Raw genomic sequence first — 13,292 nt, 5'->3', positions numbered from 1 at the left:
TGTGGGCGTTAAATGCGAAGTTGCACAAAGAGAAAAACGCGTTCCGCCGCTCGTCAGCGGGACCGGTGCTCAACGCTAAAAAATAGGGATTTTCTTATGAATATCGCCGATGCTGTGGAAGCTCTTTTCAAGGCCAATGATGGTTTGAAGGGCAGAAATTTCAAGGATTTTACTGCAGCTTTAAAGCAACGAGGCATCATCGCCTTTCGCGATAAATTTACGGCTCGGTATCTGCGACAGTTAGGGTTTGAGGCTAAGACAATATTCGATGTTGGTGTGAATAGAGGCACGCCTGAACTATACCAGACATTTTTAGATAGGAAAATTGTGCTTGTTGAACCATTGGGCCATCACATAGATGCTATCAAGAAAAAGTGGCCTAAGGTTGACTTTGATGCTCATATCATTGCTGCTGGCAAGGAAGATGCCCAAATAGAAGTTCCTCTTACGCCGATAACCGGCCATTTTAGCTTGAAGTCGCGTGCGGGTCTCCATCTCGATGCATCGAACGCCGTTCCAGTGAAGGTTCGTCGCCTCGACGAGCTGACGCAGGAGTATGGTTATGATGGACCGTATGGTTTGAAGATAGATATTGAGGGGCATGAATATGACTGTTTGCTAGGCTGTTCTAGTATAATGGACAAAGTCGAATTTGTTATTGCGGAATGTCAAATCAAGAAGATATTTGTAGGCGTGCGGCCGATTTCCGCGACGATCGCATTAATGGCTGAGTACGGGTTCGAAATATACGATGTGTTGAATGCTCGCGCCTACGCGCCGAACCAGCTAGATTTTCTATTCTTGAAAAGGGATGATGAGCGTTTTGTGTTTAATGCTGAAAAAAGTAAGAAGCGAATTGAGATGCTGAGGGAAGCTGAAAAAAACAAAAAAGCTCGCGGCTCGACAACAGACGCATAAGTATAAAAACGAGTAAGTTCAGCAATGGGTTTTAGTCGAGGAGATACTGCGTGGCGTATATGCCCAAGTTTATGACTGTTTGCGTCATCTTCCTGACGATCGGCGGCTGTGCGACTGCAGAGCGCGAGGCGTTCGATCCTGAAAGCGACCCGCGCATCGGCGCGGAAGTGAAGCGGGCCTGTTTTTCGCAAACGGCCGCTGCGTCGGGCGGTTATGTCCGCATCGGCGGCAAAGACGCCTTTGTGACCGGCACGATGCGGCGAAAATATCTGCTCGTCTTTTCCCGGGGGTGCGGCGATCTGGGGCCAGGGGCTTCGGTTCCGGTATTCTACAATTATGGCGCCGATTGCCGGCGTCGCGGCGAAAGGGTCGAGGCGTTCAGCAGCGGTTTCGGCGTCACCGGCGCCTGCGTCATTCAGAATATTTATGAATGGAATCCCGGCGCTGAGGAAGAAAAGCCGGAGGACGAAAACTAAAGCGTTTTCGCCTCTTCATAGGCCTCAAGCGCGGCGAGCCAGTCCGTTTCCGTCTGTTCAATAGCGCTGACGAGCGCCGCGCGTTCTTTTTGCAGCTTTGTGGCGCGCGCCAGGTTCTTTTCATATAGTCCCGGCTCGGCGAGCGCGTCGTCGAGCCGGCGCAGCGTGTCGTTCAACTTGTCGAGACGGGTTTCGGCGTCTTCGGCATTTTTCTTCAGGGGCTGCAGGGCGAGGCGGGTTTCGGCGGCGCTTTTGCGCGCGACCTCCCGCTCATTGACGGCCGCTCTCGCCGGGCTTTCTTTCGCGGCGGTCCGGTTGGCGGCGAGAATGAGCTCGCGATAATCGGAAAGATCGCCGTCATAGGGCTCGGCCTTGCCCTTGTTCACAAGCCACAAACGGTCCGCGACGGCGGAAGCGAGATGCGCGTCATGGGTGATCAGAAGAACCGCGCCCTGAAAATCGTTGAGCGCTTCGACCAGGGCTTCGCGCGCGCCCATGTCGAGATGGTTCGTCGGCTCGTCGAGAATGAGAAGATGGGCGCCGTGAAAGGTGATGAGCCCTAAAAGCAGCCGCGCCTTCTCCCCGCCGGAAAGTTTTTCGACTTTCACATCGGCCTTGTCCGGACCGAAGCCGAGACGCGCCGCCGCCGACCGCGTTTCGGCTTCCGTCGCCTCGGGAATGAGCGCGCGCACATGATCGTAAGCCGACTGTTTCGGCTTTAATTCATCGAGCTGATGCTGGGCAAAATAGGCGATCTGTAGTTTCTTGTGTTTGTAGACATTGCCGCCGAGCAGCGGCAGGCGTCCGGACATGGTCTTGACGAGGGTCGACTTGCCTTCGCCATTGGGCCCGAGAATCGTAATGCGATCGTCATTGTCGAGACGCAGATTGACTTTGCTGAGGACCGGCTTTCCCTCCTCGTAACCAAGCTCGCCCTCGACGATGCGGATGATCGGCGGGGCCATCGGCTTCGGGTTCGGGAAGTGAAAAGGAACCGTGCGTTCGGAAATCGGTTCGGCGACTTCCTCCATCTTTTCGAGCATCTTGATGCGGCTTTGCGCCTGTTTGGCTTTCGACGCCTTGGCGCGGAAACGGTCCACGAAAGACTGCATGTGCCGCCGGCGCGCATCCTGGCGCGCCTTGAAGGAGGCGGCCTGGGCGCGCGCTTCGGCGCGTTTCTTTTCATAAGAGTCGAAGCCGCCCGCATGCACCGACAGCTTGCCGCCTTCGAGCGCCATGATGTGCGTGACGGCGTTGTTCAAAAGCGAGCGGTCGTGGGAGACGATCAGCGCCGTATAAGGATAGCGCCTCAGATAGGCTTCGAGCCAGATCGTCCCTTCTAGATCGAGATAGTTGGTGGGCTCGTCGAGCAGGAGAAGATCCGGCGCGGAGAACAGAACGCCGGCGAGCGCGACGCGCATGCGCCAGCCGCCGGAGAACTCCGAACAGGCGCGTTTCTGGTCTTCCGCCGAGAAGCCTAGCCCCGAGAGGATGGCGCCGGCGCGCGCTTCGGCCGAATAGGCGTCGATATCGGCGAGGCGCGTCTGGATCTCCGCGATGCGGTGGGGATCGGTCGCGGTTTCGGCTTCGGCGGTCAGCGCTGCGCGCTCCTTGTCCTCACGCAGCACCGTGTCGAGGAGCGAGATGTCGGAGGAGGGCGCCTCCTGGTCCACCGAGCCGAGGCGGCGGTTCTTACGGATCGAAATCTCGTCGCCGCCCGTATAAATCTCGCCTTTGATGATCTTCAGCAGGGTCGACTTGCCTGAGCCGTTGGCGCCGACAAAGCCCGCCTTCCAGCCGTCGGAGATCGCCGCCGTCGCCTGATCGAACAGGACGCGGCCCTCAATGGCGTAGGTGAGATCGTTGATATGCAACATGGCGGGCGCTTTTAGCTCCGCCTTTGCGGGAGGGAAAGGGCGGCGCCGGGATTTCTAGTCGTCGGCGCCGCTATCGCAGGCCGCCGCTTCTTTCGCGCGGGCCGCGCGGTAATCGGCGACGGCGCCGATCGTTGGCGCGGGATAGGCCTCCTGAAAAGCCGCGGCGCCGCCGGTCGCGAAGGTCACCTCCGTGTAGCGGTAATTGAAGATCGTTCCGTTATGGGAAATCGTGACGGCGTAGGGCGCCGTCTTTCCTGAAGGCGTTTCGCGCCAGTCTTCATAAGCGACTTCGATGCGCGTTTCGTCCGGCAGCTCGAGGAGAAGGCCGAGGGGCCGCTTGTTTTTGCCGATGGCAAGCGTCGCTTCGCCGCCACCCGGATAGACGCCTTTGCGGCCTTTATAGTTTCCGTCCTTGAAGTCGATTCCTTTGATCGCCGTTACATCCGACATGATGTCGTCGAAATAAAAGGCGAGGGCGTGAAACTGATGGCCGATGACGAAGCGGCGCTCGTTTTCGCCGGCGAGCATGTCGCCTTCGGCGCTTCGCACCCACACGAGCGGGCCTTCGACCGCCATAAGCGCCGGTTTGTCGGTGATGAAGCGCGCTGCCGCTTCGCCGGGCGTGCGGTAATAGGTTTCGACCTTGTAGGATGATCCGGCGGACGTGGTGACATCCGCCTTTGTGGAAAGCGAAGCGGTTTCACATGCTGTGTTGCTGGCGGCGTCGTTCGCAAATGCGAAAGAAGACGCCGCCGCGATTGCGGCGCAAAGCGCGGTCAGAAGATGTTTCATGCCGTGATCTATCCGCTTGCCGCGGTTTTGCGCAACCGGTTTCCACAGCGCGAAGGGCCTGTCTTTGGAAAATCGCTGAACAGATCAGACATTGTTCAACGTGCGTGCGTTCAATGTGAAGTTTTTGTTTCACGCGCTGTCCTAAAAGCAGTCTCTTTATTGAACAAAGCCGCCCGCACCCCCATCTCTTAAAAGAAAAATGAGAGAGGAGGGCGGGTTATGCTGGGGCGTATCATCAGATTGCTGACTTTGCCGTTCCGTGTTGTGGGGCGGTTTGTAAAACGCGGCGCAGGCGACGCGAAAGCGGCGGGCCGCACGGCGGCCAACGCCGGCGGGTCGATCATCGCCAGCGCGGCGGGCGCAGACATTCTGGAAGAGGAATATCGCGAAGAGCCGCCTTCAGGCGTTGAGACATTTCTCTTCAAGCAATTGCCGCGCCCGCGCCTCACGGAAAAGGCGGCCTCGGAACTCTCCCTGGAGCAGGCGGCCGGGTATGCGTCCGATGCGAGGGCGTTTTACCGTTACGGCTTTCCCATCTTCGCGCGCGGCGATTTCTTTTATGAAGAAGTCGAGCAGGAGTATCTGAACGCCGCGCTCGGTTTCGACCGGAACAGCATCGACCGGCGCTTTCTCGAGGTGACGACGCTGTTCCGCCGCACGCTGAATAACAATACGCGGCGCATGCTCCTGATCTGGACGCCGGCGCTTTATCTTCTCGTCTTCGGCGCCGGGGTTCTTTTGCTGCAATCGGGCGCCGGCGCGGCGCTACCGGACAGCGCGGCGCAGATCGGCGGCGCCCCGGCGGCGATTTTCGCGGCGGCGGCGCTTGTCGGCGTCTTCCTCGCGTTTCTCGTCTATTCCTGGCCCTATAAGGTCGTGCAGCAGCGCAACCTGATGAATCTCGACAATTACATCACGTCGAAATTCGCGCGCATCAACAACAACTTTCAGGTGGCGAAAAGGCGAGCCCTCAACGTGGAGCGCGACAAGCGCATGGCCCAGCGCGAGGAACTGAAAGACGAGGCGGGTTCATGGACGCTCGCTTATCACTGGTTCGCCATGCGGCTTTTCCTGTGCGAGCTCGCCCTGCGCAACAAATTCTACCAGGTGCGCCGCAATACGACGCTTTACTGGGCCGGCGGGCTCTTTTTGACGAGCATCGCGATTGCGGGGCTGGCGGCGCTGCTTTTCGTCAAAGGCGCGAGCCTTCAAACGCTGGGCTTCTTCGCCGGCGCCTCGCTCGTCTATCTGGCGCTGATCGGCGCAGTGATGCGCGGCGCCACGGGGATGATGTTCCGCGTCGTTGAATCGAACGAATGGAGCCGCTTCCATATCGTCGATCTCGACGCGACGATCCGCGATCATGTGGGCGAAGACAAATTGCAGATCGTCACTTTCCGCGACCGCAACCGGATGGAATAGCGGCTAGTGACCTTGATGAGCGGCGGCCTCGGCCGGGCTCATCGCCTTGAACATGACGGTCATAGGCTCGGCGTTCTCGAATTCGAGGGTGATCGCCGCTTCCTCGCCTGCTGCGATCGGGGCGGAAAGCCCGATCAGCATGATATGGGCCCCGCCGGGGGCGAGGGCGGTTTTTTCATGAGGCGCCAGCGCGAGGCCGCCTTCCGCCGGGGCCATGCTGGCCATTCCGTCTTCGTCCATGCTCGTTATATGGATTTCGGCCGCATTCGCGCCGTCGAAGTGCGCGGCGACAAGTTTGTCCGGCGCGTCTGCGCCGTTGCAGAGCTCGACATAGGCGGCGCTCATGGGCTGGCCTTCGCCGGCGGCGCGCAGCCAGGCGCCCGAGGCCGAGACGCCGTCTCCGTCGCAGGCTGAAGGCTCCGGTCCGCCGCAGGCGGCGAGGGCGAGAAAAAGGGCGATAGGCAATTGGCGAAGAATCTGCATGGCTTGGCTCCTCAGCGCCTGGAAAAGGCTTTGCCGGCGGCGGTTGGCGCCCGCGTCGGATACGGTTAAGACGGGCGGACGCAAAGGACAAGACGTTATGGACTCGATCGAAATCGCACGCCTGCAGCAATATCTGCAGACCAAATTCGGCCTGCCGGATCTCACCATTCGCGCTCGCCCGAACAAGGACGATTCGGCGGAAGTCTATCTCGGCGATGAATTCATCGGGGTCATTTTCCGGGACGACGAAGACGGCGACGTCTCCTATGACTTCAATATGGCGATTCTTGAAATAGACCTGCCGGAGCGGCCGGCCAGCTAAGAGGTGATCCTTGCCGGGCGCGCCAACGGGTTTTCTCGGAAAGCTTTCGGCTGAACGTCCATTCCTGGTCACGAGCGTTCTCGCGCTCGCGGTCACGGCTTTGTGCGTGCTTGGCGTGCGCCACAGCGCCGATCCGGCGAGCGGCTTGCTGATTCTGAAATTTGCAGCGGCGGCGGCGGCGATTGTCTGCGCGCCGCTGGCGCTGGCCGCGCTGACGCCGCAAAAGCTTGTTTTCCGCATTTTGTTCCTGGTGCTGATCACCGCGCTGGGCGCTGGGCTTGTGGCCGCCGCGTTCGGGGCGACGCCGCTCGGGGGGTCGGATTTTGCGCCGCCGCGGGCGGCCGCCGGCGCGGGGCTGGGGCTGTTCGTGTTTCTCGCGGCGCTCGCGCCCTTAACGCGCAGCACGCTGCGCCTCGGGCTGGCCGGCCCTCTCGCGGCGGTGATCGGCGCCGTCGGGGGCGTCGGCTATTTCGCGCTTGAAAATCTCGTCGTCTCGCCGTTCAGCGCGGCGGCGGCGGCCATTGCGCTTATGGGCGGCGTCAGCGTCGGGATCGGCGTCGGCGCCGATTTCGCGCAGCATTTCGCCCGCGGCCTTGCGCCGAAAGACGCTGCGGCGGCGGCGGGCCACGGGGCGGTCGCGCCGGCGGCGTTCAGCGTGCTCGCCGCGCTCGCTTATATGAGCGTCGTCACCTTCCAGGCGAATTTCGGCGCCGTCGACTGGCGTCTCCTCGCCGCGGCAGGGGCCGCGGCCCTGATCGCGGCGGCGGCGGCGCTGACCATCGCCACGGGGGTGCTCTCGATTTTCCGGCCCAGCGAGCAGGTGGCGGTCGACGAAAACCGCCGCCGCCAGCGATTCGCCGAAAGCTGGCGGCCGTTCCGCAAGCGCCTGCCGGCGACGACGGCCCTGGCGGCGAGCGCCATCGCCGGCGTGCTGACCGTTGTCGCGGCGTTCGAGACTGGCGTGCCGGAGGGCGCGAGCCTCGCCGTCTTTCTGGTTTTTGTTCTCGTGGCGGCGGGGCTCGCTTTCGTATCGGTGCGCACCAGCCTTCTGATCGTCGTAATCCTGTTTTTGAGCGCGGTCTTCACCCATTACATTTACGCCGTCTTCGCGATGACGGCGCCGGCGGCGGCGGAACGCTTTGCGGGGCTCGCGCTGTCGGCGATCGCGCTGTCGCAATTGACGGTGAGCTGGCGCAACGCCAGCGATATCTGGCGCAACGCCCGCGACGTCGCCCAGAACGCCATGTCCGACGGCTTGCGCCGTTTCGCCATCGCCTATGGGGCGGGCGGCGCGGCGACGGTCGCGTGCGCTTATGCGTTTTCATGGGAAGGCGGCGTCGGCGCTGCGGCCTATTTCGCTATCCACGCCGGGATCGGGCTTTTTCTCGCGCCGTTTTTCATGGTCGCCTTGAGCGCGCAGTTCCAGCGCTACTGATCACTCGCCCGCAAGGTGTGAGCGGTCGAGGCCGGCGACGAAATTGCGCACCGCTTCGTCGAGGGATTTCCATTCCGGCAGGTAAGGCCGCTTGAAGCGGTAGCTCACTTCGATGGTGTCGCCATATTCATATTCGCGCCAGCATTCGGGACTCTGGATGTCTTCCTTTTCCTTGAAACAGAAGATCGCCGCCGTGGCGCCGCTCTCATCGGGGCCGACGAAAAGCTCGGTGTCCGCATAGCCGTTGGTGGGCACGTTGGAGCGCTGGTCCTTGAAGGTGAATTTGGTCAGTTGGTAAGGCGTCCTGACGCCGCGCGCATCCACCGTCTGGGGCAGATAAAGCCGCTCGAAGCGTTCGGCTTCGGCGAAGGCCGAGGAGCGTTTCGAAATGACGATGTCGATGCGGCGCGTGTCGGGCGCGTTTTCGATGAACTCCCGGCGCTGGGCGGGAGTGTAGCCGTTCATGGTCGGCCACAGGGCGTAAAGCACCACCTCGTCGCGGGCGCCGCCGCGCCGGGCGCGGGGATAGACCGTGTAATTCGCGGCGGGGGAGAAAACGACGCCGCCGATCTCGACCCGCACCGGCTCTTCGGTGATGGCGGGGCTCGGCGTGTTGCCGGAAAAGTCCTCAACGCTGGGACCCACATAATAATAGAGAAAAATGGCGCACAGGACGAGCGTCGCCATGAAGATGCCGAGCGGATAGCGCCAGCTCGATTCCTGTTTGACCTCTTCGCCGCCGAACCCGTAGCCGCCGTTGCTCATTTTTCCGTCCCTTAATATGCGTCAAAAGCGGGACGTCGTCCTTACCATGGGCGGCCGGGGAGTAAAATCCCGGCCGGGGCCTTGAGCGGCCGCCCTTGGCGAGGTTATGGGCAAGGTCCTGAAATCAAAGGGCGTCGATCATTTCCGCCACCAGCGGGTGGCGCACCACGTCCTCGCGGCTGAAATGGATGGCCCGTACATTCCCGAGCGCTTCGAGCTTGGCCGTCACATCCGCAAGGCCGGACATGCCGGGCAGGAGGTCCGACTGGGCGGGGTCGCCGGTGACCACCATGGAGGAGTTCCAGCCGAGCCGGGTCAAAAGCATTTTCAGCTGGCCGTAAGTGCAGTTTTGCGCCTCGTCGATGACGATATAGGCGTTGTTCAAGGTGCGTCCGCGCATATAGGCGATAGGCGCGATCTCGATGACGCCCTCGGCCATCAGCGCTTTCAAACGCTTCGAGGAAAGGCGGTCGCAAAGCGCGTCGTAAAGCGGGCGCAGGTAAGGCGAGAGCTTTTCTTCCATTGCGCCTGGCAGGAAGCCGAGGCTTTCGCCCGCTTCGACGGCGGGGCGCGAAAGGATGATGCGCCGCACCGCGCCGGAATCGAGCGCTTCGACGGCCTTGGCGATGGCGAGATAGGTTTTGCCGGTGCCCGCCGCGCCGCAGGCGAAGACGAGCGGGACCTCGTCGATGGCGTCCAGCATCTTTTGCTGGGATTCATTCTGTGCACGGATGTTCTTGCGGTATTTCTGCTGGGGTTCGTCCGTCCGGGCGTATTTCTGATCGTCGAGGGGAGACCATTTCGGCTCGTCAAAAAGCCGCCGGACATTCGAATCTTCACCGTAATGCGCAAGTTCTTGCATGCGCCGCGCCGCGCGGCGCGCCGTGCGTTTGGCCATCTACGCCTCCAAATAACTTGAGGAAAAAAACGGCGCTGAAGGGGAAAGCGGATTTTTTCAAGACTGCGGGCTTGCAAACGCTGCGTGAAAGGGACAGGGCGCTCGCCGCGCTTTTTCCGCTTCCCGCTGGACCGCAACATTGCATTCCGACGCCCGCACTCCTTTAAAAGGCGCTTTACGCGAATCAGTCGCCGAATTCACTATAACGCGTTTTCGGGCGCGCGCCGAAGGCTTTTTCCGGCGTCAGAAAAAATTCTTAGATGTTAACGAATGAGGCGGATCGACCCGCGGTCAGGCCTGCTTGGATTTGAAATGGGCCGCGGTGATTTTCGCGTTCGGCTCCGGCGCGTAATTGGCCCAGGAACTGCGCCCGCGTGTCGCGTCGACGACGAAAATCGATTCACTGCCGCGTAAATACGGCGTGATCGCATTGCGCACGCCAACCGCGGTCAATTCGCAGGTCACATGCCAGACATTGTCGGCGATGCGGAAAGCGGGGCCGAGGCCCAGCATCGCCGCCTCGACGCGGCTCGCCGCGGCGCTGACGACGTCGAAAATGACAATAAAGTTCGCCGCGCCGGTTTCCGAAACGCCGTTGTGGTCGGCCCGCGCCGCGCGCTTGGCCTTAACCGTCTTGGCCGGCACATAGTCTGTAAGCTGATCTTTAGGCGCGTTTTCGTTGACGATGCTGTCGCAGTCGATGCGCTTGCCGAAGGCGCGATCGGACGAAACCGGCGACGTGTCATTTGCCTGGGCCGGGGTGGAGAAGATATTGGCGAAGACGAGTTCGCTGCGCGCTTCACGCCAGGATTGTCCGCCGGCCGGCGCAACAAGCGACCAGCGGGCGAGACGCCCTTGCAGGGCGAAATTGCGCATCTCTTGGGTCGTGTAAGGCCCGTAGACCTTATCTTGAACCTTAACGCACCAGTTTTCTGCTGCGAGCATCGGCTGACCTCATCTGCTTTTAGGCGCGAACGCCTTTCTTTCAGGCCCTAAAAGCCTTTCTTGCCGAAGGGTTGAGCAAATCCCGGGCCAGATGGAGCAAAAGGCTCCTCAGATGCGGTCTTTTCGACGACTTCGTCCATGCGCTCGGCGCCGCCGGTAAATACAATTCCGACGCCTTTTTCATGACGGCGCACAACCTTGGCGGTCATGCGTCCCAAAATGAGATGCGTGCCCAAGGGCGGGCGGGGGCTGACTTCGATCGACGCGCCGGTCAGCGAAATGTCCAGAATGGAACATTCCAGCTCGCGTCCGTCTTCAAGATGGACGCTCGCCGGCGTGTCGTGGCGAATGCGCGGGTTCTGGCGCCGGTCGGCGCCGCGGCGGCGATTGTTGAGGATCGATGTCAGGTCGTCGGCGATTTTCGCCTGCTTTTTACGGCGCTTGGGATAGCTGACGGCGAAGCAGTTATTGCCGGAGCGCACGACTTTGCCTTCGATGCGCCCCACCTGGTCGATGTAAAGAACGACGTTCTGGCCGAAGGCCGGCGGAAATTTCGCCCGCACCATGGCGCCCCCGGCGGAAATGTTTAAAACGACGCCTGTCTGCTCTTCGCCGGCTTCGGTCAGATAGCGCGCGCGCAAGGGCAAATCCACGCGGTGATGTTTGCGCCGCTCGTTAACGAGATTTGCGAGGTCCTCTCCGTCCATCGGACCGGGCTGGTTTTCCGGCTTGGAGTCACCCATGATCGTCTAATCGCCCTGTTGTGTTTGATTAGGACACTAGAACGCTTTGGTGAACAAAGGTTTGCCCTGGAAGGCCCCCTTCGTTAATCATTTTTACCAATTTTTGCGAGCACGGAATGACCAGCCCCGAGGACGACGACCAGCGCAGCCTGCTCGCCATGATCATCGATCCGCCCAATGCGATCGCCGGGCTTTGCGCGCTCATGGCGGCTTTGCATGCGGCGCTCGCGTTCGCTCCGGCGCGGCTTGTTGGCCAGGTTTGGCGTTTGTTCGAACTTTCGCCGCGGCCCGTCCTTATGGCGCTCGAACGGGGCGACGTCGCAAGCGCGGCGCGGGCGTTTCTCGGCTACATGTTTTTTCATGTGAACGCCGCCCATCTTCTCATCAATCTGGCCGCGATCCTCGCTTTGGGCGCGGTCGTTTACCGCGAAATGGAAGCGCGCGCGGCGGCCCGCAAAAGCGATGCGGCGGCGGCGTTTATCGCCTTTTTCATGATTTCGGGCATGGCCGCCGGCGCGGCCTTCGTTCTCGCCAGACCCGACGCCTATCAGCCGATGATCGGCGCCTCGGGCGGCGCAGCGGGGCTCGCCGGCGCCTGCGCCTGGCTGTTCGTGACGCGCACGGGCGAAGGGGGCGGGCTCGCCGGCGACGCGCTCAATTTCGTCATTCTCGTTTTAACATCGGCGGTGCTCATCATCGCGAGCATTTACCTCGACACCTCGCCGCTCAGTCATAAGCTTTTCGGCAGCGCCAGCGCCTGGCAGGCGCATGTGGGCGGTTATGTTTTCGGGGTTTTCGCCTATCCTCTGTTCGAGCGGCTCGCCGGCGCCGCCGCGCGCTGACGCCGGCGCCTGGAATTTCCGCAATTGCGAAATAAAACCCGCGCTTTGGGCGCGGTTTTCCGGGCTTTCCCGCTTGCGCGCGCATCTTGCCCATCGGGGCCGCGACAGGCATGATTATCCCAATGCGAGGGAAGGAGGCTTGGTATGAAAGTCGAACAGATCCTTCGGCTCAAAGGAACGGATATCTTCGCTGTCCGGCCTGATGACAGCATCGCCGAAGCGGTGGGCGTTCTCAATGACAAGAATATCGGGGCGGTCGTCGTGCGCGACGGCGATGGCGGCGTTGTCGGCATCCTGTCGGAGCGGGACGTGGTGCGTCGTCTCGGAAAACATGGCGCCAATGCGATGACCATGCGCGTCAGCGAGTGCATGACCGAAGATCTTCACACCTGCGAAGCGGAAACATCCGTAGACGAACTGATGACGATGATGACGGAGCGGCGCGTACGCCATTTGCCGGTCACCAATGGCGGGCATGTCGTCGGCGTCGTCTCCATCGGCGATGTCGTCAAGCGCAAGATCGAAGAGGCCGAACAGGAAGCGGCGGCCCTGAAGGAATATATCGCAGGCTAGAACCGGAGCCGTCCGGCCTAGCCCAGAAAGTCCAGCGCGCTGTCGATTTGCGGGCGCACGTCGTCGACCGCCTTGCGCCCGAGCGCGATCAGTTCCTCAGCCTTGTCGAATTCCAGAAGCGAAATATGCCCCACTTGCGGGGTCACGAGGACGTCCGGCGGATCGCCGGCGAGGCGCGAGCGCGTGACGCGGTCCATCAGAATGTTGAATGAGGCGAGCATCACGGAGCCGACGCCGGGCGCACTCGCAGTTCCCTGAAACAAGCGCCCCAATCCCGCTTTCGCGCCTTTTCCCGATGCGATGTCCGGATGCATTTCGCCGAAGCGGGCGCGGCGCTGCGCGACGCCGAGATTGAAAGCGTCCGCATGAAGACCGACGGCGATGACCACGCGCGCGCCAAGCGCGCGGCAGGCGGAAACGGGCAGGGGATTGACGAGGGCGCCGTCGATCAGCCAGCGCCCCTCGACGGCGCGCGGCGGAAAAACGCCCGGCAGCGCGTAAGCCGCCTGCATGGCGTCGGCGAGGTCGCCGTTGCGCAGCCAGACTTCATGGCCGGTGGCGAGCTCGGCCGTCACCGCCACATAGTCATGGGGCAGATCTTTTATATCCGTAGGGGGAAGGTATTTCATCATCGCCCGCTCAAGGCGCTTGCCGCCCATGAGCCCGGCGCCGTTCAAAACGACGTCCACATAGGACAGCATGCGGGTGGGGGAGAGGCCCAGGGCCCAGTCTTCAAGCGCGTCGAGCTTGCCGGCGAGCCAGAAGCCGCCGACCAGGGCCCCGACCGAGGTGCCGGCGAGG

Annotated in this window: 15 protein-coding genes (1 of these 15 cut by a window edge); 7 read left to right on the top strand and 8 right to left on the bottom strand. The window is 61.4% G+C overall.

What is annotated here, in order from left to right; all coding sequences use genetic code 11:
• The first annotated feature begins 96 nt into the window (after window positions 1-96).
• Together CW354_RS02985 and CW354_RS02980 are read left to right on the top strand one after the other, a co-directional pair.
• On the top strand, window positions 97-918 hold the full coding sequence (locus CW354_RS02985) for an FkbM family methyltransferase (protein WP_165793491.1): 822 nt from the start codon (window positions 97-99) through the stop codon (window positions 916-918).
• Window positions 919-977: 59 nt separating this feature from the next.
• Entirely contained in the window at window positions 978-1,394 is a 417-nt protein-coding gene (locus CW354_RS02980) for a DUF6491 family protein (RefSeq protein WP_104828568.1), read from the top strand.
• Here CW354_RS02980 and CW354_RS02975 read toward each other — a convergent pair.
• Together CW354_RS02975 and CW354_RS02970 are read right to left on the bottom strand one after the other, a co-directional pair.
• The gene (locus tag CW354_RS02975) at window positions 1,391-3,271 is read right to left on the bottom strand and encodes an ABC-F family ATP-binding cassette domain-containing protein (RefSeq protein WP_104828567.1); all 1,881 of its coding nucleotides are present in this window, start codon (window positions 3,269-3,271) and stop codon (window positions 1,391-1,393) included. The two genes, CW354_RS02980 and CW354_RS02975, sit on opposite strands and share 4 nt — an antisense overlap.
• A 54-nt stretch (window positions 3,272-3,325) precedes the next feature.
• A complete protein-coding gene (locus CW354_RS02970) occupies window positions 3,326-4,063 on the bottom strand; it encodes a hypothetical protein (RefSeq protein ID WP_104828566.1) in 738 nt (245 codons plus the stop codon).
• Between the two features lie 219 nt (window positions 4,064-4,282).
• Here CW354_RS02970 and CW354_RS02965 point away from each other — a divergent pair, with 219 nt between their 5' ends.
• Window positions 4,283-5,485: a hypothetical protein gene (locus tag CW354_RS02965; RefSeq protein ID WP_104828565.1), complete on the top strand. Its 1,203-nt coding sequence runs from the start codon at window positions 4,283-4,285 to the stop codon at window positions 5,483-5,485.
• 3 nt (window positions 5,486-5,488) lie between these two features.
• Here the strand turns inward: CW354_RS02965 and CW354_RS02960 are convergent, their stop codons facing one another.
• Window positions 5,489-5,968: a copper chaperone PCu(A)C gene (locus CW354_RS02960; protein ID WP_165793490.1), complete on the bottom strand. Its 480-nt coding sequence runs from the start codon at window positions 5,966-5,968 to the stop codon at window positions 5,489-5,491.
• A gap of 97 nt (window positions 5,969-6,065) precedes the next feature.
• On the opposite strand from CW354_RS02960, the gene CW354_RS02955 reads away from it, so the two are divergent.
• Both CW354_RS02955 and CW354_RS23275 read left to right on the top strand, forming a co-directional pair.
• On the top strand, window positions 6,066-6,290 hold the full coding sequence (locus tag CW354_RS02955) for a DUF3126 family protein (protein ID WP_104828563.1): 225 nt from the start codon (window positions 6,066-6,068) through the stop codon (window positions 6,288-6,290).
• Window positions 6,291-6,300: 10 nt separating this feature from the next.
• Window positions 6,301-7,725: a hypothetical protein gene (locus tag CW354_RS23275; protein WP_165793489.1), complete on the top strand. Its 1,425-nt coding sequence runs from the start codon at window positions 6,301-6,303 to the stop codon at window positions 7,723-7,725.
• On the opposite strand, the gene CW354_RS02945 is transcribed toward CW354_RS23275, so the two are convergent.
• The 4 genes from CW354_RS02945 to CW354_RS02930 all read right to left on the bottom strand — a co-directional run bounded on the left by CW354_RS02945 (window position 7,726) and on the right by CW354_RS02930 (window position 11,076).
• Window positions 7,726-8,490 (bottom strand): hypothetical protein, encoded by a 765-nt coding sequence (locus CW354_RS02945; protein ID WP_104828562.1) that lies wholly within the window; start codon window positions 8,488-8,490, stop codon window positions 7,726-7,728.
• A gap of 124 nt (window positions 8,491-8,614) precedes the next feature.
• The gene (locus CW354_RS02940) at window positions 8,615-9,388 is read right to left on the bottom strand and encodes a PhoH family protein (RefSeq protein ID WP_104828561.1); all 774 of its coding nucleotides are present in this window, start codon (window positions 9,386-9,388) and stop codon (window positions 8,615-8,617) included.
• Between the two features lie 291 nt (window positions 9,389-9,679).
• The gene (locus CW354_RS02935) at window positions 9,680-10,333 is read right to left on the bottom strand and encodes a DUF4339 domain-containing protein (protein ID WP_104828560.1); all 654 of its coding nucleotides are present in this window, start codon (window positions 10,331-10,333) and stop codon (window positions 9,680-9,682) included.
• 47 nt (window positions 10,334-10,380) lie between these two features.
• Complete coding sequence (locus CW354_RS02930; RefSeq protein ID WP_104828559.1) at window positions 10,381-11,076, bottom strand: PilZ domain-containing protein; 696 nt, start codon at window positions 11,074-11,076, stop codon at window positions 10,381-10,383.
• Between the two features lie 116 nt (window positions 11,077-11,192).
• Between CW354_RS02930 and CW354_RS02925 the strand changes: the two genes are divergently transcribed.
• Together CW354_RS02925 and CW354_RS02920 are read left to right on the top strand one after the other, a co-directional pair.
• A complete protein-coding gene (locus tag CW354_RS02925; RefSeq protein ID WP_104828558.1) occupies window positions 11,193-11,918 on the top strand; it encodes a rhomboid family intramembrane serine protease in 726 nt (241 codons plus the stop codon).
• A gap of 144 nt (window positions 11,919-12,062) precedes the next feature.
• Window positions 12,063-12,491 (top strand): CBS domain-containing protein, encoded by a 429-nt coding sequence (locus CW354_RS02920; RefSeq protein WP_104828557.1) that lies wholly within the window; start codon window positions 12,063-12,065, stop codon window positions 12,489-12,491.
• A gap of 17 nt (window positions 12,492-12,508) precedes the next feature.
• On the opposite strand, the gene CW354_RS02915 is transcribed toward CW354_RS02920, so the two are convergent.
• Window positions 12,509-13,292, bottom strand: partial view of a patatin-like phospholipase family protein gene (locus CW354_RS02915; protein ID WP_104828556.1) — the 3' portion only. The gene runs 200 nt beyond the window's last position; 784 of the gene's 984 nt are visible here — the last part of the coding sequence; its start codon lies off the right edge, out of view — the gene reads right to left on this strand; the stop codon is at window positions 12,509-12,511.

Origin of the sequence: Hyphococcus luteus, from assembly GCF_002943565.1 — a bacterium.
Taxonomy (GTDB): domain Bacteria; phylum Pseudomonadota; class Alphaproteobacteria; order Caulobacterales; family Parvularculaceae; genus Hyphococcus; species Hyphococcus luteus.
The sequence above is the reverse complement of the archived record's forward strand: the minus strand, read 5'-3'. Positions and strand labels throughout refer to the sequence as shown.